The following is a 19,018-nucleotide window of genomic DNA, read 5'->3' as shown; positions in this document are numbered from 1 at the left end:
TTAATCGTCATACGTGGCTTCCCGAGCTTCTTTCAATCGGAACAAGTGAGGTTGGTGCTGCGTCATCCATGTCAAGCCAGCAGGAGGAAATCTGGCAATTTTCACAGGGCGCGACGATCGGCAAAGTACGTGGCGAAAACGATTTTTCGTATCCCTGGGTTAACTCTCGGGGATAAGATTGGCTACCTGTCTTGAGATCCCATTTTGCATCAATGGGGATGTATTCAGCGAGCGTTCGGCGCAATAACCGGGGATCAATTGTCACCCGATTACGGAGTCGCCACAGGCAGTCATCGCCGGCAAATCGGAGGATATGAAATCTTTGACGGAAAGGAAGATTGTACCCTCCGTATGCCGAGCAGACGAGTTGGTAACCGGCCCGGCGGGCGGCGCAAATCACCCAAGGAGCCATGTGTTCCCGACGACCGAACGGTACAGAGACCGCCCTGACCGGTTGCCCGGTCAAATCTTCTAGCCATTTCTTGCTCAATTCCATTTGACGATAGAGTTCAGACGGCGCGAGCCGGTGAAAGTCCACATGCTTCCACCCGTGTGAGCCGATTTCCACGCCTGCTTCGGCGAGTGCTCTGATCTCTGCAGGTGTGTTCGGCCGAAAGCGATAGCCATGGGCAAGATCGTGCTCAAATGGCGTCCCCGTCCGGATGTTTTCGACAGTCACAAAATATGTGCAGGGCATTCCCGCTTCCAGGAGGTCCGCGAGGGCGCGAAGATTGTCGGCGTAACCATCGTCGAACGTGATGGCGGCTGCCGGACGGCTGGTCCATTTTCCGTACAGAAGATTTTCTTGAACCTGGGCCAGTGAAAGAATGGTGCAATGTTGCTGCAGCCACCCGATATGGCGACGAAACGCGGCAAGAGACGTACACCAGGAGGCGGGGCAGTCCCGAGTGACATGGTGGTACATCAGAACGGAAATAGGAACTCGCCCCCTTTCCGCCAGGCGCCGGCGCAACCGTTTGCGGAGTGGCAGCGTCGAAAAATAGTACACCGGCAACAGTCCCTGTTTTAAGGCACTCATAAGTCTGCCGCGCTCACCTGATCGGGGCATGTACTCTCTCCCACTCGTCTTGAGAAAGTCGATCATCAACTTTCCACGGCGGCAGATAGGCCCTCCAGCAATGCAGCGCCTGCGGAATCGGTACGCCCCGCTTTCATGCCTCGCAGGAATTCCCGGGAGCGACGTCCCCAGTTCCACAGAGTAAATCGCCAGCGAGCATCGGCCCGGGGTGGTGCTGCCCGAATGCGAACGAGGGGAGTCGGTCTGGCGCCGAATTTGCGTTTGTACGGCTCATCCCCTCGAAGCAGGTCAAATATCTCAAATCCCCAGTGAATTGCCTTGCGAATCAGAGAAAGACTCATGAGGTGACCTGGCGAGAGGGTGAGAAAATCGGGGTTGATCCCGGATTGGTACGCCATCAGTGTTCTGCCCGATATAAAAAGATATTCCGCCGCGATGGGCTGGCCCTGCCATTGCAACCAGACCAAAGCGGCCCGTCCGGCCGGCAAATACCCTGCGAGAATGCGCCTGTGGAAAGTCTCAAATTGTGTCGACGCGAAGCAGCCTTTATCACCCAGTTGCTTTCTGCGCGCCTGATGGAGTTGCACCAAAATATTCCACGCAGATCGCCAGGTCTCGTCACATGGGGTTCCAATCACCTCCTGTTTACCCACTACATGGAGAGCAAGGTCAGGATTGTCGAGATATACACGTGACAGCTTGCGATAGCGCCGCCGTACCGAGCGGGGCTGCAGGCTGTCGAGATACTCTTCCCAGGTGCGGGGAAGCGCGATTTGCCAGGCACTCTCTGTAGGACGGAGGTCGAGGGCCCATTTCAGCGCTTCGGCCTGAGTTTGCACACCCCTGAGGACTGGGTCGTCGGCTTTCATTCCATCCCAGTCAATGCGATGGAAAGTCAGCCAACGAGCGCTGAACCGCTCAACCGACACATCCTGAAAGCGATTCTTTCCTGTCGCCATCGCGTGGAGGGCAATGAGCGCCACTCGACCGACATGCTCCTGATAACCAGCAGGAGCGATCGGCCCCAAGTAGTCACTGCACACTTCCCCAGATCCCAGCCAGCGGAGAACCCAGCCCCACAGGGGGTGCCACTGGCAATAAAGGGGGACAAACCCAACGAGCTCCTCGCCATGTCTGACTTCCAGAACGCAGAGCCGGGAGCGCTTTTGGGATCGCGAAGCGGAGCCGTAAACCTCCCACCATGTCCGCTGCCAGTCGTACCGACGGAATGGTTGACCTTCGGCCCAGTGATTCCACTGGCCTTCGAGCTGTTCCAGCTCACGGAAGTCTTCGTGAATGCGGACGGACCACTCGTGCTGGTCGAACATGTTTATGAACCAATGATCTTTTCCAAAGGTGGACGCAACCACCGGGAGCAGCAGTGCGCAGGATGGCCGCTGAAAAAATGTGGAATATGGCCCGGGAACAGTCAACGCCGACTGGCAAAAAAGCGGTCTTCGGCATCCTTTATCCTTTTGTCAGAACCGTTACAGAAGTTGCTTTCGGATACTCGGAGTACGAATCCCACAGCACGACCTATACTCCTCTGGGAGCATTCTTGGATGAGAATCGGCTCATTCGTTTGAGAAGCGTTTTCACCAGATGGTCGTCGTTTCTGTCATATTTTGGGAAAGAGCGAAGCGTGGTGGTTCGTGATAAGTTTCGGAGAACCGTCCCAATGACTGATCGCTTGCCGAAAGTTGAGAAGGACACGCCGAATCCAACCTCTGAGAACGATCCCCCATATTCACGAGGGGACAAACTTCCTCCTTCGGAATCCCAGCCCGGGGTCTTGCCCACAGAGTGCACAACCTCGCCCGCTTGGTGGAAATACCCCCTGTACGTCTCCATGGGATGTGCATTTTGTGTGGCGGTATTGGCGGTTCTCGTTGCGGTGTTGAAGCCCACCGTTTGGGAAGGCCGTCAATCCGTCGTCATTCGGGCGGAAGTCTTCGTCGGTGGTCTGCAGGATGCTCCTGCAGATCAAAAGCGAAGGGACCTCCAGAATACTTTTGTGACCGTTCTTCAAAGCCGGGCTGTCCTGGAAGGGGCCTTGAAAGAAGTGGGGCCCTCCGATCGGAACAAGCATTCTTCTTTCCCGACGCTGAAGGATATTGATGCTCTGCGAGAAGCTGTGAAAATCGTCCCCGTGGCGGGAGATGAATTTGGAACCAGTGACGTCGTGTCAGTCCGGGTTCGCGATAAGAATCGAGCTCGCGCGATCCGACTGACGGAGGCCCTGGTCCGCCACGCCGACCAAGCCCTCCAAAGGTTGCAGGCGCAAAGAACGGCAGAGACGACGGAGGAACTCGCCCGGGCCCAACGCGCGACGGAAACTGCTCTGGAGGCTGATCGAGAGCGACTCGAAAAGATGGAAGCCGATCTGGGCGCGGACGGGATCACCTTGCGGCTGTTGGAAGAGAAACCGGATACCAGCGGACTGCGATCGGCGCTCGAAGCATTCGACAGGCAAATCGAGGAGCTGGAGAGCCGTCAGCTCACCTATGAAAAGATGCTGGAAGTGTTGGTGCAGGTCCGGGAGACCCCCTCGCAACTTGGGGCGGTTCCAGCCGCCCTTTTGGATGCCCATCCCACTCTCCGGCGACTCCAGGAAGCCCTCACCGAAGCTGAGGTGCATCTCATTACTCTGGAAGGACAGTACGCCGAGGAACATCCGGCGGTCATTGCAGCGAAACTATCCCTGAACCAATTACGCCGGCGAATTGCCGACGAAACGCCTGCCGCCATCGAAGCCATCCAGCACGAGCGGGCATTGATCAGTTCCCAGTTGGAGTACCTGCGCAATCAGCGGCGGGAGGAATCGGCCCGGGTTGAGAAGCTCATAGCCCTATTGCCGGAGTACCGGACGATTGCCGCACGCGTTCGATCTGAAAGTCAGGCTTTAGAGACCATCCGCCAGCAGCTCAATCAAGCCCGAGCCACCCAAGCTGCTGTGGCAAGTTCGCGATTCGTGGTGCCGGTGGAACCCGTGCAGACGGGGGCACACCCTGCGGGACCAGGTCGCACGACCATCATCGCCGGAGGCCTGGCTTGTGGACTGATGGTTGGGTTGGCCGTCTTTTTGTGGCTCGTTCCGACAGCTCAGAGCACTTCCCAGAAAAAGCGCGTGGAGGCCCCGGCTCCTGGGCCTACTCCGGTTCCACAAGAACAGGGAGCGAGGAAGGCCCCCCGCCAACACAGTCCGAGGGAAGGGAAGCAGCAGATCGACATGCTGCCAGTTTTCCCGGACCTACCCCTGACGATTTGCGACGAACCGTCACTCCTGCACCGGGCGTTGATCGGGACGGCCCAATTATCCGTGACAGAAGAGGCTATCCGTGACCGCTGAACTGGGCACAGTGACGCTGATCGGACTGGGCGCGCTCGCCGCCGGCTCCTGGTTGGCCGTGTTGTGGCGAAAAACAGGTCTTTATGGACTGACTCTCCTCACGGTCCTCACTTCCATCTGCCTGGGTTATTTCTTCTGGCATGTGGAGAAGCCGTTCCCTCTCAGCCTGGACCGCATTCTGTGGGGTATACTCATTGTGGCGCTGGGGGCGGATTTCCTCCGCCGAAGGACCGATTTGTCGTGTCTCACTCGCGCTGATCTTTTCGCAGGGCTCCTGGTGATTTATTTGCTCATCTCAGCCGTGGGTGTATTGCTGCTAACAGGGGGGACGAGTGGGCTTTCCCGCTGGCTTTTCTTCTATGCCTTTCCCGCGACCTTGTACGTGGCGGCAAGGCGCTGCGAAATCACCCCCTGGAATGAACGTGCGACACTTGTTGTCTTCAGTGTGCTCGGTGTTTATCTCTCGCTGACCGGTTTGGCGGAAGTATTCGGTTGGAATGCCCTGGTGTTTCCCCGGTATATTGCGGACACATCGATCACGGATGAGTTTTTTGGGCGAGCCCGGGGCCCCCTGCTCAATCCAGTGGCAAATGGCTTCCTCATCCTCCTCGGGTGGACGGCCTGGACGGTCTTCACGGTGCAGGCACCGCCTCTCCGGCGGGCGATGTTTCTTGTGGGGCATGGATTGTTCGCCGCGGGCGTCGCCTGCACCCTCACGCGGAGTGTGTGGCTTTCTGCCGCAGGGTGCGCGGTGGTGGTTGGTGCGTGGATCACGCCCTCACGCTTCCGTGCCGCTTGGGTGACGACCGCTCTGCTCATGCTCATGGGAGCGGGATTGGTGGCGGGCGTCTATTTTCGCGAGATGAAACGCGACCGCCATCTTTCGGCCGGTGAAGCAGCCCGTTCTGTCCAGCTTCGGCCGCTGCTGGCTACAGCAGCGTGGCGGATGTTTCAGGACCGACCCGTTTTTGGATTCGGCCTGGCCCAGTATGATCAGGCAAAACTCGCCTACCTGGAAGATCCCACCGCCCCCCTGCCTTTGCGACAGGCCAAGCCATACACTCAGCACAACGTGTTTCTGTCCCTTCTGGTGGAGACGGGTCTCATCGGCCTGGGGTTGTTTGGATGTTTTCTCGCCGCGTCAGCAGAAGTGCTTCGGCGACACTGGGGAAATCCTGCTCGACCGATGAGCTTCCTGGCACTGGTGGCCGTTGTCGCCTACGTGGTCAATGGGCTTTTCCACGATGTTTCCATCATTCTGGATGTGAACGCCGTGCTCTTTCTGATGATTGGCCTGGCAGTTCGCGAGTCGTCACGCGACGTTGCCGACATTCCCCAGAATGCCCGGCTTCGCTCGCCTGTTGCCTTCACAGAATAGAGAGAGTCGGCTAAACTAAAGGTTCCAGGTGGTGGTGCTCCGCGATTGCCTGCCGGGCCCAGTTTCGGGCCGGTGGTAGCCACCCCGTTGGATGACTGTTTCTACCGTGTTCTACCGTGACTTCCGTAATTTGTGATAAAAAACCAGAGGGTTTTTCATTTTCCAGTTCGAATCGGCGGATGGGGTTGTCAATTTTTCACTGATAAAGAGGATACTCCTATGGCAAAACCGCATCGTCAGATCAAGAAGGCGAACCACGGTCGGCGGCCTGCCAACTCGAAGGCGCGTCGGGCAAAACGCTGGGTTGTCCGAACGTGATCGCTCGGTCGGTGTCCGGCCGTGATTTCCGATAAGATCACGTCCGGGCACTTGTGGACGCCGGGCAGACCGCGAGGCTCAATCGGTCTCCGCTCACATTTTCCAGCGATAGGGGTGCGATGAAGGAACGCTCGGCGGAACAGTTTCGGTGCGCAAGGCGTTAAGGAGCTGACTGTGCCCAAGAAACCGTTGATTCTTGACCCTGCAGAGATCGACACCAGTCGGGTCATCGCCGACATCGAAGAAATCCGCAAATACAATCCCCAGCGGTATGAGATGGAACAGTTGACGGCGATCTGTTACGAGGACCCGGAACGGGCGATCTGTGTGGGGTACAAAGACCTCGGTCCGGACGAGTTTTGGATCCGTGGGCACTTCCCCGGGATGCCGATTATGCCCGGCGTCATCATGTGCGAGGCAGCCGCCCAGCTCGCCAGTTATTACACCATGAAATATAAGCTCATGAAGTCTCCCATGGTGGGATTTGGAGGACTTCAGGACGTGCGCTTTCGGGGGGTGGTCCGGCCGGGGGAGCGCTTTGTCATCGTGGCCCGACTTCTCAAAGTCCGCAGCACGATGATGACCTGTGAATTTCAGTGCTTTGTTCGGCAAAACCTGGTGTGCGAAGGCGTCATCCTTGGCGTCCCGCTCTCTCCCGAGGCCATCCGCGCCGACTCTGACGCCGAATCCTCATCTCAATCCGAATCTTCCTGACGCTTCTCTAAAAGGACAGCCCGTTTCCCGGCATTTCAAGGCCGAAGGAACGCTTGGGCTAACCGGCCCGAAAGCGACATCCTAATCTCGACAATTTTAACCTTCAGGAACTGGCCCATGAGGTGCGGGCTGATTGCCTCCGCTTTTCGAACGCCAGAACCGATGCTCAGGGGAGGTGTTGCCGAGAGTCGGAGCTGATTGCTCCCGCGCTGGAGGAGGTGCCACCGTATGCAGCGCTCAATGACAGGAGATAGGGGCCCTTACGGGTCAGGCACCGGGACAATCTTGATGAGTGATCCGGCCATCCACCAGAGAGACGACCCGGTCGGCCATCTCCGCCACGGTGTGATCGTGAGTCACCATGATAATCGTCAGTCCCACCTGGCGGTTGAGGTTTTGGATCAGACGGAGAATTTCCCGGCCAGTAGCGGGGTCCAGATTACCGGTGGGTTCGTCGGCCAGCAGAATTCGCGGCTGATTGACCAGTGCTCGGGCAATGGCCGCCCGCTGAAGTTCTCCACCCGACAGCTCCCGCGGTCGGTGTTTCAATCGATGGCTAAGACCCACGAGTTCGAGGATTTCTTTCGCGCGGCGGATGTTCTCTCGGCGGTGCCGCCAGTACTGCCAGACACTCTGGCCGATCATCAGAGGAATCATGACATTTTCGAGCGTGGAGAGTTCCGGCAGAAGATGATAGAACTGGAAAACCATGCCGAAAGTGCGGTTGCGAAGCTGGTCGCGGGCGAAGGCGGGCAAGTTATCGATCCGTTGGCCTTCCAGGCTGATGGTCCCCTCGTCAGGTCGATCGAGCAGTCCCAGCAGATGGAGAAGCGTGCTCTTGCCGGAGCCGCTTTGCCCGACAATTGCAAGGAACTCTCCCGCCTGGACAGACAGGTTCACCCCTTTGAGGACGGGAATCTCCACAGCCGCTTTTCGATACGTCTTGGTGATTCCACAAGCCGAGAGAATCCCTGAAAGAGTGGAGGTGTGATCGGTTGTTCGGCCAGCCGGGTAGGGGCTGCTGTTGCTGTGAGACGAAACGAAGTGGGGGCCAGCTAGCTCCATGTGACCGTTTGCCGAGGCCGGAGCCTTCTCTTCGGGAGAAACCCGCCGGGTTGGATTTTGTCGCGCGCGGAACAGGGAAAATGTCTTACTCATATCGGAGCGCCTCCACAGGATGCAAGCGCGCTGCCCGCAGCGCCGGCAGAATACTGGCGAGGATGGCAATGAACATGGCTCCCGAGATAATCCAGCAGACCGTCCATGGATCGACAATGGTGGGAATCTTGTAGAAGTAGTAGATGTCGGGATCGAAAACCCGGTGACCGGTGATCCGACCCAGCAAATCCGCGATCTCGTTAATGTGCCTGATGAAGATCAACCCCAGGATCAGGCCCACACCCGCACCCACCATTCCCAAAAGAAGGCCATAGCCTAGAAAAATGCTCATCACTCCGCCGGAAGAAGCACCCAGCGCCTTAAGAATCCCGATATCGCGGGTCTTTTCGACGACAATCATGAAAAAGATGGCGAGGATCCCGAACCCGGCCACACAGATGATGAGAAATAGGAGGACGTTGAGAATAGCTGTCTCCATGCTGACGGCGGCCAGCAGCGGCCCCTGATTGTCGCGCCAGGTATCGATGGCGTAATACTGCGGCGCAAACGCAGCGCGAAGCTTATCACGTACCTTATTCATGTCGGAGCCCGGTTTCAGTTTGATGCTGATCGCGTTGACGTAACCCTTGCCCGTGGATGGATCGACCATGCCCCGTAATTGCTGAAGGGCGCGAATGGGCACAAACGCAAAGTTGGAATCGTATTCGCTCATCTTGCTTTCGTAGATGTCCACAATGGTGAACGTGTCGCTGACGATTTTGGGAGGTGTTCCCACTGTGGGAAGCGTCAGTTTCACATCGTCGCCCGGCAATAGGAGGAAGTGATCTTGCCCGTCGCGACGAAAGCTCACCAGCCCAATGCCCAGAATAACCCCGGTGTATTGCGCCTTTTCGGGATCAAATTGTAGTGCAGGTTCCTGAGGAGCTGCCCGGGCAAAAGGATCTTGCAAATCGGTGGGAAGTCCTGTGCTCTGCTGCGACGCGGCCTTCTCAGACCGCTCGATTTCGAGAAGCATTTTTTTCATGCGAGCCATGCGGCGGCGGTGTTCCCATCCTGCCAGGCTCATCTCTTCCCGGGGCAAAGCCGGTCCGTCAGCCTGGTGATCAATCACGTCGTACCCGCCTTCGCGGAGTTGGAAACTAAGTTGCCGGCGGTTCTCTGGATGCTGGAGATACTTGCTGAAATCGCTCACCAATCCCTGAGTTTTTTCATCGATGCCGATGATCTGAACCGGTCGGGTCATCCAGGTGTCGCCCACTTGATAGTTGAGCATTCCCGGCACCACGACGGTTGGGGTCATGGCCTCAATCTCGTCTCCGGCCACCCGACGGATCTGCTCCATGTGCCAATCGGGATCGGGGAAGCCCTCCAAACTTCGCGACTGGAAGATGATGTCAGACAGAATGCCGTGGAGACGGTTCTCCATCTCGTGGGTGAATCCCATCATCACGCTATTGACCACGATCATCGTGGCCACGCCCAGCGTGACACTGATGATGGAGGCCAGCGCGATGTAGCGCGTTCGGAGATACCGCCAACACAACAGCCAGCGATACATGAAAGAATGTCCTCCGTGACGGCCGAGCGCGGTTTATTCCGTTTCCGGCCGATAGAGTGGGAACAGAATAACCTCGCGAATGCTCTGACAGTTTGTCAATAACATGACCAATCGGTCAATACCAATTCCCAGCCCGCCGGCGGGAGGCATGCCGTAACGGAGGGCGCGAATGAAATCCCGGTCCATCCTTGCCATGGATTCTTCCTCCGGCAGTCCCTCGAGCTGCCGCGAGAAAAGTTCTTCTTGGAGGTCAGGATCGTTAAGCTCCGTGTAGGCATTGGCAAGTTCCATCCCCTCCACGAAAAGCTCGAATCGCTCGGCAATGGCGGGATTTCCCCGTTTCCGCTTGGTGAGCGGGCAAATCGAGGCGGGATAATCAAGCACGAAGACTGGACCTGCCAATTTCGGTTGAACAAATTCCTCGAAAACTTCATTCTTGACGACGTCAGGATGCTTCCCAGTGACTTCAATCCCATGTGATTGTGCGAACTGGGCAATTGAGGAGGGATCGGTCGGATTGACGCCCGTGTGCTCGGCGAGGAGCTCGTCGTAAGTCTTCCTTTGGAAAGGCGGTGTAAAGTCGATGACACTCTCTCCCCAAGGAAGCTGGAGGGTTTGGCCCGTCGCTTCGATCGCACGAACGATCAACTTTTCCGTAAGATCCATCATCGTGTGGTAGTCGCCGTAAGCCTGGTAGGCTTCCAGCATCGTGAACTCGGGGTTGTGGCGGGGGCTGATCCCTTCGTTGCGGTAAACCCGGCCGAGTTCGTACACGCGTTCCATCCCCCCCACGAGGAGTCGCTTGAGGTGAAGCTCCAGGGCGATTCGAAGGTAGAGGTCGATATCCAGCGCGTTATGGTGGGTAATGAATGGCCGGGCCGCGGCACCACCTGCTACCACATGAAGAGTGGGCCCCTCGACTTCCACGAATCCTTCTTCATCCAGGGTTTTGCGGATTGACTGCACGATCCGCGTTCGGCGGAGGAACCGTTCCATGACCCCTTCCGTGTAGGTCAGGTCAAGATACCGCATGCGGTTCCGCAGTTCGGGATCGCTCAGACCATGCCATTTTTCCGGTGGCGTCTCGATGCATTTCGTGAGGAAGTGAAGATCATCGGCGAAAATCGTCAGCTCGCCGGTCTTAGTTCGCTTCAGTTCCCCATCGACACCGATAATGTCACCGAGATCGAAGCACTGGGCTAACTCCCAGTTTCTGTCGCCGACCTGCGCCTTGCCCACAAGCACCTGAATCTTGCCGCTCCAGTCACGGATGTCGATGAACATGATTTTGCCCGCCCGACGGAGCAACATGATGCGACCGGCCGCGCGGACCCGCGGTCCCTGGAGTTCGGGCGGTTTGCCGACCTCACATTCACCTGCCGGAAGGACGCGGATTTCATTCTCGCGTGCCCGGATTGCGGCGATGGGACTATGCCCGTCGAATCGCCCACCCCAGGGGTCCAGTCCCAGCTCGATAATGCGACGGAGTTTCTCTCGGCGAGCGGCTTCTAGGTGACTCTTCGGTCGGTGGGTTTCCGATTTGCTGGTCGAAGGGCTCATTTCATCCATTGTCTCTAGGCCTTTAGCAGCGCGTTAGATCCCTTTGCGTAATCTCGGAAATTGGGGCAACCTGCAAGGAGGCTTGACTGTCGGGTACACCGCCCGATCTAAGTGATCCCCCCTAAATGGTGGGGTCTCAGACTCCGCAGGCCTACGCTCGGTGCCTGTGTCTCTCCCTTGAAAGCAATTCCTTAAGTTTACAGGGAAAGGAGCTTTCGGAAAAACATCCCTGATCGGCGAGCGGTTTTGATATTCCCATTCCTGGGGGCCTGCGCATCGGCTGGCGAGTGACCGACACGGCAATGCTCGAACCCTCTATTTTGCCGTTGGAGTGAAGTTCACCCGAATGAACCGTGGGCGGTAGATATCGGGATTTCGGACCAGTCGCGCAAAGTCAAATGAGTTGGCCACGTAGCTAACAACCAGCTCGTCATCGGCGGCCAGCGCAGGATGAGCCTTTGCCGCGTAGAAGAATGCCTTAATGTCTTCGGGCACATCAGGAATGCGATAGAGCAGAAGAGGAGCGCTCCAGGGACCTACCGGGGTTGGAGCTGAACGCATTACGATTTCCTGCGAGAGACCTAGACGGGTGTACACCATCACATATGCCCGGAGCACCGGCAGATACGAAACGGAGTACTCAGAAGCCACTTCTCGGGCCAATCGCGTGGCGCGAGCGAAATCGTGGGTCCAGAAGCGTTCAGTTGTCAGAAGGGCGTCAGGCGAGTCGGACTCGCCCGCCTTGGCGGGGCCACAATAAAACTCCCACTCGGAAAGTTTCTCCATACGGCCTTTTTCCACGCGTGCTGCGATAGCGTGTTTGATGGGAAAGAGCGGAGTTTTTTCCTCGTCGAAACCGTAAAGATAAATGTATGGTCCATCCATTGGATCAAGAGTTGCCGAACCGATGACTGTACTTCCCTGGTTGTCGGATCGAAAATAGGGGATTTCCTGCTGCCGGATCTGCCATCGCGGGGGAGATTCGTCAGGGTTGTCCACTGTGAGGAGGGATTCCCCGATTTGCCGAAAACCGAATGGTCCGCCCTGGGAAGTCAATTCAATATGCGCGGCGAAAAGATGGAGTTGCGACCCGTCGCGCACCCCCGCTGCCAACCAAAATACACCCCGATTGTCCTGCGGCACCGCAAATGATTGGACGGCTCCATCGGCAGTTTGGCCGAAGAAGAAATCGATACCCGCAGGCGTGCGACCTTCCAGCCGGAGAATGGCGATGGAATTGTTCACCATTTTGCGCCGTTGCCGCGTTGTGAAGGTGTCGCCGAATGTGAAGAGGAGTCGGTGGGCATCCAGGGGAATGGAGAAGACGCCATCGGCCCCGCCCCAGGCGTCGGTAGGATCGAACCACTTTTCGATGTCGGGTGCCTTTTCGACCGTGAAGCGAAAATGGTTTGCCGTCAGGGTATTTGGTTGGGCCGTCCAACTGTGTTGGGCACTAAGCACTGCCAGAGCAAAAAAGATCCACACGCGGCAAGACGACATAGCGACCCCCTCAGGTGGTTGCTGTCTGGAAAACCACGAGAAACCTGACCGGTAGTGTGGGCGGAGTTTTCATTAGAATGAAGGCACGTGGTAGAATCAAGCAAAAGAACGCTGGCCGAGACGGTTCGGCGTAAGCAAGAAAGCTCTCTTCCCGGCGCGATGAAGGAGAAGAAGAATGGGAGTTCCCAAAGCCCCTGATCCGGCGCTGCTGCTGGTAGCGGTGTTCAGTCGACATCCGGCGGCAATCGACTGGGCGCGACAGAAGGTGGTGGAAGAGTGGGGCCCACTCGCCCTGGAGAGCCCTCCTTTCCCGTTTTCTCACACGGACTACTACACGGCGAGCATGGGTGCGGACCTGAAAAAGGTATTCTTCGCGCCGGCGGATTTGATTGATCCCGGCCGGTTGCCCGCGATCAAGATTCAGACGAATTCCTGGGAGACCGAATATGCAGAGATGCGATTGTTTCCCGAACCTCGTCCGCTCAACATTGACCCAGGATACTTGACGCTGGGCAAACTTGTGCTGGCCTCAACGAAGGACTTTACCCATCGCATCTATCTTGGCTTGGGTATTTATGGAGAGGTGACGCTGTTTTATCGGCACCATCGGTGGCAGCACCATGAGTGGACATTTGCAGACTACCGGCAGCCCGAGTATCACGAATTTTTCAACCGATGCCGGGACTATCTGCACGAGCGTCTACGGGAGGTAACCACGCCGTGTGGTGGCTCTTCTTCGTGATAGTGCCCTCCTTTGTGGTGAGCTGGCTCGTCGGATTTGCGCTCCGGGTGTGGGCACCGCGATGGGGGCTGGTGGACCGACCGGGGCCACGCAAGGTGCACGATCGGCCCATGCCAACTTCAGGAGGATTGGCGATCTGGCTGGGGGTGGTGGTCCCTTTTGCCATCCTTCAGATTGTGCTGTGGTTGACGTTCGATGCTCGACCGCCGCAGGGGTTGGTCACGCCGGAAGTGGTGGCCGGGTTTCTCCCCCGAGAGTGGTTGCCAGAAGAGGTTGCACGGCACTTGCCCGGTGTTTGGGGCCAAAGTGGGCGGCTGTGGACCGTGCTCACGCTGGCCACGTTCGTGATGATTTTGGGCCTGGCCGACGATCGATGGAAACTTCCCTGGTGGTTTCGGCTGCTGGTGGAATTGATAGTGGCGGGAGTGACCGTTGCCGAAGGTTATCGATTGACTCTTTTTATCGAGGTGCCGCTCCTCACCGGGATATTGAGTATCCTGTGGATTGTAGCGCTCATTAACGCCTTCAATATGATAGACAACATGGACGGTTTGGCGGCGGGCGTGGCGGCCATCGCCTGCACGGTGCTCGCGGCGGTCATGCTTCTCACTCCCAAGCCCCTCACCGGAGAACCGCAGCTTTTTGTGGCCGGTTTTTTTCTGGTGATGCTGGGGTCGCTGCTGGGGTTTTTATGGCACAATCGGCCCCCTGCCCGGCTTTTCATGGGAGATGCCGGAAGCTATTTCGTGGGTTATTTGCTTGCGGTCATTTCGATGACGGCCACGTTTGCTGGAGAGAACACCCCACGTCATGCGGTGCTCGCCCCTTTGTGTGCTTTGACGGTGCCGCTTTATGACCTGATCACGGTAGTGATCATACGCCTGCGGGCCGGGGCTAGTCCCTTTGTCGGTGACACTCGGCATTTCTCTCACCGTCTCGTGGAGTTGGGGATGACGAAATCCCAGGCCGTTCTCACGATTTACCTCATGGCGACAAGCTGTGGTTTGGGGGCCCTCCTTTTGCACCAGGTCGATACATTCGGGGCGATGGTCATCCTGCTCCTGGTGGGCTGTATGGTCAGCCTGATAGCCATTCTGGAAACCACCGGGCGGCGTGCCCAGCGGCGCACTAAGAACTCTCAGAAAGACTCGCTGGCCGGCTTCTCGCATTAAACGGACTCTGGCACCGGCGCAGGCACGGCGGTCGGAGGGGCCGGGCCTCAATGTCGCGAGTGGTCATCGCCCCGCTGCGTGGCGGCCATAGCTGGTCGGCGACCAACGGCAAACCCCAGCCAACCATCTTCCAAAACGAGTTGCGTCACCGTCAAATCGGTAAGATTTTCGTGCCGTTGCAGGAAACCCGGCGAAACTTCCCACGGTTTATCCTTGGAGAAAGTCCGGCTGAAGACGCTTCGCAGGGCAATCTGCGACCGCATATCCATGGGACCGACGAGCTGCACGACTCCCTCGCGGATGAACTGGATGCGATCGTTGTGAATCTCCGGCCTGTACAAAGCACGGACCTGGAAATCCTGCCAGCGATTTGGTGGGCTGCTCAACTCGGCAACGGCCAGCGTGATGATGAGCTTACCCTGAACAAACTCCACTCTTGCCGCGTCTCGGGAAGCAAAGGTGATACGAGCATCGGCATGGGGGTTTTCCTCCCGACTGTCGTCTTCGGGAAGGTGCAGTTTTTCTCGCAGTTTGCTCTGCAGCTCGGCCACCGTGTAGGTCTTCCCTTCCAATCCGAGACGCTGGAGGAAATTGTTAATTGCTGACTGATGGATTTGGCAACTCGCCAGCGCGTCTGCCGGAGCAAAGGGTCGGAGCGTATGGCCACCGGGCTGGAACGGGGCCGCCAGTCGTACACGGAGAACAATCCGATCTTCAGTGGTTTGGGCGCCCAGCCATGTGGGAGCAAGGTGGAAACGGCGAAGGGGAGCCAGCACTTCTTCCCGCCATCGCTGGTTAAGCCGAGAAAATTGCGTTTCCGTTTCGTTTTCAATCTCCCGCAGAGCCTGGGCCGCCACCTTCCACCTCGCTTCTTCACTGGCTTCCAAACGCTGCCGGACAGCTTGCTGCCGTGCCACTTCCTGAGTAAGAAACCCAAGCACTGGGATGGAATCCAGCGTGGTGGCAACGTCGCGAATGCGCACCGAGTTCTGCACGTCAATCACGGCCGGCGAGGCGACGAGGCCGTGCGGCGTAATCTCCACATCCTTTTCCGCCACATACTCGGCGCAGCCATCATTCCAGATGGTTGCGGGGCCGGCATTCGCATAGGTCAGCGAAGTCACATGGCCGCGCACCGTCAATGCGACACGGGCTCGCAGAGGGTCAGGAATCAGCCGAAATCCGACCTTGGTCTCTGCGTAGCTTGAACCGTAGACCGGCCGATTCAGGATGACATCGGCCACCGGCCGTTCGTCTGCCGGTCGTTCGGGAGCCAATCGATTGAGAAGTTCTTCGGTGATGGCGATTCGGACATTGGCGTTTCGGTAGAGCAGATCGAGGCAGCGTGCCAGCCATCGAGCACGGTCTTGAGAGGAGCGTGCCAGCCGATGGTACGCCCTCACAAGAGGTTCCGCTGCCGAATTGGTGGCTTTGGATTCGAAGTTCTCCACCCGTTGTAAAAGACTGGCTGCCTGCACAGCGGGGGCAGCCCAGAAGCGGAGTTCGGCGACATACTCGGCCAGGGGTTGCTCGTCCAGAAGTGCCTGCTGATCTTCGGTGAAGGTGTGATCGTCGATCCTCTCCAGCGTCCGCGCAGCCAGTTCCGTAAGTTGACGCTCTGCTTCCGAAGGCGATTCCGATTGCACGAGGGTTTTCACTGGCTCGATATTCAAGAACTCGCGCCAGGCCTGAGCGGTGCTGCCCGTTCCCAGCCGGTGTTCAACTGCGTTAAGGGTTTTCTCTAAACGCGCCCAGTCTCCATTCTGCGTAGTGGCCAGTTCTGCTTGTAAACCCCCGGCAAGTTGAATGGCCTTCCACAAACTCAGCCTTCGAATGAGGGCATAGCGCACCTGACGAAAATCCGCCGCCAAATCGGGCTGTGGATCGAGCTGCGTCTGAATGGATGATGACTGCTGGGCCAGGGCATAGATCTCTTGCAGGACCGGTAAAACGTTTTTGCCGGCTTCAAAGTCCTGGCCGAGTTCATTAATCTTTTCACGGACCTCACTAACCCAGCCGCGTGTCTCCTCGCGCTGCGCAAAGGGTTCCAGCATGGCGAGAAGAGAAGTGGGCGGGGTCCACAGACCATGCTGAGGCGGCACATCACTGCTGCCGTCCTGTGCTTCCATCGTGTTGCCGTGCCCATGTTCAGACGGTGACGGGTCGGCATGCAAGGCAAGGTCCTCGGAATTCGGTGCCCCTGTCACGTGTGTTTCTTCCGCCAGCCCTGCCATTGGCCGTTCATCGGGAATTGACTCCAGGCAGGGGGCTTCCCTTTCCGGATCGGGAGGAAACTGGAGGAGAGACGGTCCATGAGCCATATCAGCCGCCACCTGATGTTGAACCTCGGCTGGTTGCAGAGCGCCTTCGTTCCGGGAAGAACGCTGGGCGGCGGGAAGAGATTCAGTGGACGCTAAGGGAGGAGGGAGTGCCGGCGAGGTGGTGGCAAGGTTTTGTCGCCTTTCTACTCGTGGTGGTCTATCGGCTTCGGCGAATGTCGACTGATTGTCACCCGGAATTGGCGGATCGGGACGCTCGACCACACGCCACGCCCGCGGAGAGGTCACGCTCAGGATAAAAAGCGCGATCAGCACCAGGAGGAACGGCCAGGTCGGCTCATTTCGCTGGAGCGAAGTCGTCATGGGGTCCCTTCCTTAGGTCCGCAAACAGAGTGCTACATGATGATACTTCTGTCGGCTTCCCAGCCTTTGCCCTGGCATCACCGTTCGCCTCAACGAGAGCCACCAGGTTGGTGGCCTTCTCCAGGTCCTGGGTCGAGGAGACCAGGATTTGTTTGGCGAACACAAGACACCATTACAGGTCTTCGCCCGGTCCACCGTACCGTCTCGACAAAACTTTTCTCAGTTGCGCTCGCCGATTAAATCTTTATTTTTTGCGCATCTTACCACACAAAAAGGCAAGTTTTCTCCCTGTTCTCTTATCGGCACCCGGCAAGAAGAGTCTCCACCGTGACTTCCTTGCGGGTATTTCGAAATGTGGTTCAACACGGACGAGATTTCTCGGCGTTTCTTCGAGTTTTGTGACAGGGTTGTCCGAATCACTTTTCTAGGGCCTTGTGGTCTTGCTAAAAAGAAGGATTGACTTGACCAGTCGGTGCTGAGGCGGAACAGGAGGTTCCCTTGGCCGAGCTGTCGCAATTTCGCTTGTGGTGGCTCCTCTATTTTGTGCAACCGGTTCATCTTCGCACGCTCTACCAAACGCTTCACGAAACGCCGCCGCGATCGCTCCTGGAAGTCGGAAGCCTTGATCTTAGGCGAACTGAATTGTTAGTTCGTGTCGTTCGCCATGCGGTCCCGCAATGCCGGTTCAGGTACGTGGGAATCAGCAGATTTGAGGAGGCTGGCGGCCCGCCGGTCAAGCAGGTCTATCGGTCGCTCCGCGAATTGGACACAGAAGTGGTGCTGCTCCCAGGGCGCCTGAGCGAGGTTCTTCCCCGTTGGGCGAATCACGTGGCGGATATCGATGTGGTCCTCCTGTGGCGTCCGGAAGTGCTGCGGCCGAACGATCGGCTCTGGTTTTATATTCCGCGGATGCTCAGTGAATCGGGGAGGGTCCTTATGGAGTGGAGCGATAGCCAGAGATCCCGCTGGGCCGTGGTCTCGAAAGAAGAAGCCATGCGCCGGGCGGATGCCGCCGTCCGCCGCCGTGCCGCTTGAAACAGCAGGGGATCACACATCTTCGATGAGGCGTTCCAGCTTGGCCACCTGGATTCGAACGGCGTGGAGATCGGGATTGAGTCGTAATGCCCGGCGAAACGCCTCCAGTGCGGCGATCGGATCCCGCAATTCCAGGTACGCCTGGCCCATCCCCGCCGCTGCCGCGAAGTGGTAGGGATTCAGTTCCAGGGTGGTCCGACAATCCTGAATGGCCTCGGCATGCTCTCCAAGACCGTAATACGCCACCGCCCGCTGGTTATACACCTCCGCAAAGTCATCGATTTCTTCCAATAGGCGATGAGCCCGGGCAAGGGCGTCGCGATAACGCCGCGCTGCGTTGAGGCGAATGATGATGCTGAGCTGTTTTTGCTGAGCTTCTGTTCCGTAGCGCAGCCAAACTTTTCGGATACTCGTTTCAGCCAGCAATCGAACGGTGGGATCGCGATCGTTGAGGGCCCGTCCCAAAGCTGCGTTAGATGCATAATCACCGACGTACCCCAGCGCCAGGGCTGCTGCCCGACGAAGGTCACACAACGGATGTTCCAGCAATCGCTGGAGCGTGCCCTGCATGTAGCGCGAGTTGACGTCCGCCACGAATCGGGCAGTGTCCAGATGTTTCAGGTAGTCCTCGTAAAACGCTCCCAGAAGAGCTGTTCGCGGCACATTGCGGGACACGAGCTGTCTCCTCAAATTCGCAGCCGATTTTTCCGCTAAAGAAATAGGTCCTGAACCGCTTCCCGCAAATGGTTCGGACAAGCTCCCACCATCCGGTTCCGCGGTTACTTCGATTGTAATTGGGGGAGGTAGGATGGCTCAAATGTTTTCCACGGAAAAGACCTTCAACAGATGTCCCCGCCGATTTTCTGCAGGCGGGCGGCGCTGGGTAAATGAA

14 protein-coding genes are annotated in these 19,018 nt (G+C 57.6%); 6 read left to right on the top strand and 8 right to left on the bottom strand.

Annotation, left to right across the window (positions count from 1 at the left end):
* Positions 1-7: 7 nt before the first annotated feature.
* Positions 8-1,039, bottom strand: coding sequence for a polysaccharide deacetylase family protein (locus tag ABJK56_RS00210; protein ID WP_347242650.1), 1,032 nt, complete (start codon positions 1,037-1,039; stop codon positions 8-10).
* A gap of 65 nt (positions 1,040-1,104) precedes the next feature.
* Positions 1,105-2,367, bottom strand: a complete 1,263-nt coding sequence (locus ABJK56_RS00205; protein WP_347242649.1) for a GNAT family N-acetyltransferase — start codon at positions 2,365-2,367, stop codon at positions 1,105-1,107.
* A gap of 62 nt (positions 2,368-2,429) precedes the next feature.
* Here ABJK56_RS00205 and ABJK56_RS00200 point away from each other — a divergent pair, with 62 nt between their 5' ends.
* The 3 genes from ABJK56_RS00200 (at position 2,430) to ABJK56_RS00190 (ending at position 6,798) form a co-directional block, all read left to right on the top strand.
* Complete coding sequence (locus ABJK56_RS00200; protein WP_347242648.1) at positions 2,430-4,388, top strand: hypothetical protein; 1,959 nt, start codon at positions 2,430-2,432, stop codon at positions 4,386-4,388.
* Positions 4,378-5,766, top strand: coding sequence for an O-antigen ligase family protein (locus tag ABJK56_RS00195; protein ID WP_347242647.1), 1,389 nt, complete (start codon positions 4,378-4,380; stop codon positions 5,764-5,766). Before ABJK56_RS00200 ends, ABJK56_RS00195 begins: the two co-directional genes overlap by 11 nt.
* Positions 5,767-6,258: 492 nt before the next feature.
* Entirely contained in the window at positions 6,259-6,798 is a 540-nt protein-coding gene (locus ABJK56_RS00190; protein WP_347242646.1) for a 3-hydroxyacyl-ACP dehydratase FabZ family protein, read from the top strand.
* A gap of 267 nt (positions 6,799-7,065) precedes the next feature.
* Here ABJK56_RS00190 and ABJK56_RS00185 read toward each other — a convergent pair whose 3' ends face one another.
* The 4 genes from ABJK56_RS00185 to ABJK56_RS00170 all read right to left on the bottom strand — a co-directional run bounded on the left by ABJK56_RS00185 (position 7,066) and on the right by ABJK56_RS00170 (position 12,535).
* Positions 7,066-7,956 (bottom strand): ABC transporter ATP-binding protein, encoded by an 891-nt coding sequence (locus ABJK56_RS00185; protein ID WP_347242645.1) that lies wholly within the window; start codon positions 7,954-7,956, stop codon positions 7,066-7,068.
* Positions 7,949-9,475 (bottom strand): ABC transporter permease, encoded by a 1,527-nt coding sequence (locus tag ABJK56_RS00180; RefSeq protein WP_347242644.1) that lies wholly within the window; start codon positions 9,473-9,475, stop codon positions 7,949-7,951. The genes ABJK56_RS00185 and ABJK56_RS00180 overlap by 8 nt, the downstream gene beginning before the upstream one ends.
* 33 nt (positions 9,476-9,508) lie before the next feature.
* A complete protein-coding gene (gene lysS / locus ABJK56_RS00175) occupies positions 9,509-11,035 on the bottom strand; it encodes a lysine--tRNA ligase (RefSeq protein ID WP_347242643.1) in 1,527 nt (508 codons plus the stop codon).
* Positions 11,036-11,350: 315 nt separating this feature from the next.
* Positions 11,351-12,535, bottom strand: coding sequence for a DUF4185 domain-containing protein (locus ABJK56_RS00170; protein ID WP_347242642.1), 1,185 nt, complete (start codon positions 12,533-12,535; stop codon positions 11,351-11,353).
* Positions 12,536-12,710: 175 nt separating this feature from the next.
* Here ABJK56_RS00170 and ABJK56_RS00165 point away from each other — a divergent pair, with 175 nt between their 5' ends.
* A complete protein-coding gene (locus ABJK56_RS00165) occupies positions 12,711-13,277 on the top strand; it encodes a DUF4416 family protein (protein WP_347242641.1) in 567 nt (188 codons plus the stop codon).
* Positions 13,256-14,449: an MraY family glycosyltransferase gene (locus tag ABJK56_RS00160; protein WP_347242640.1), complete on the top strand. Its 1,194-nt coding sequence runs from the start codon at positions 13,256-13,258 to the stop codon at positions 14,447-14,449. The genes ABJK56_RS00165 and ABJK56_RS00160 overlap by 22 nt, the downstream gene beginning before the upstream one ends.
* A 47-nt stretch (positions 14,450-14,496) precedes the next feature.
* On the opposite strand, the gene ABJK56_RS00155 is transcribed toward ABJK56_RS00160, so the two are convergent.
* Positions 14,497-17,091, bottom strand: a complete 2,595-nt coding sequence (locus ABJK56_RS00155; protein ID WP_347242639.1) for a hypothetical protein — start codon at positions 17,089-17,091, stop codon at positions 14,497-14,499.
* A 498-nt stretch (positions 17,092-17,589) separates the two neighbouring features.
* Between ABJK56_RS00155 and ABJK56_RS00150 the strand changes: the two genes are divergently transcribed.
* Entirely contained in the window at positions 17,590-18,126 is a 537-nt protein-coding gene (locus ABJK56_RS00150; protein WP_347242638.1) for a hypothetical protein, read from the top strand.
* A gap of 12 nt (positions 18,127-18,138) precedes the next feature.
* Here ABJK56_RS00150 and ABJK56_RS00145 read toward each other — a convergent pair whose 3' ends face one another.
* A complete protein-coding gene (locus tag ABJK56_RS00145; RefSeq protein WP_347242637.1) occupies positions 18,139-18,801 on the bottom strand; it encodes a tetratricopeptide repeat protein in 663 nt (220 codons plus the stop codon).
* Positions 18,802-19,018: the final 217 nt, after the last annotated feature.

It is taken from the genome of Thermogutta sp. (assembly GCF_039793925.1).
Lineage (GTDB): Bacteria > Planctomycetota > Planctomycetia > Pirellulales > Thermoguttaceae > Thermogutta.
Note: the sequence above shows the minus strand (reverse complement) of the source record. Positions and strands in the feature narration are given on the sequence as shown.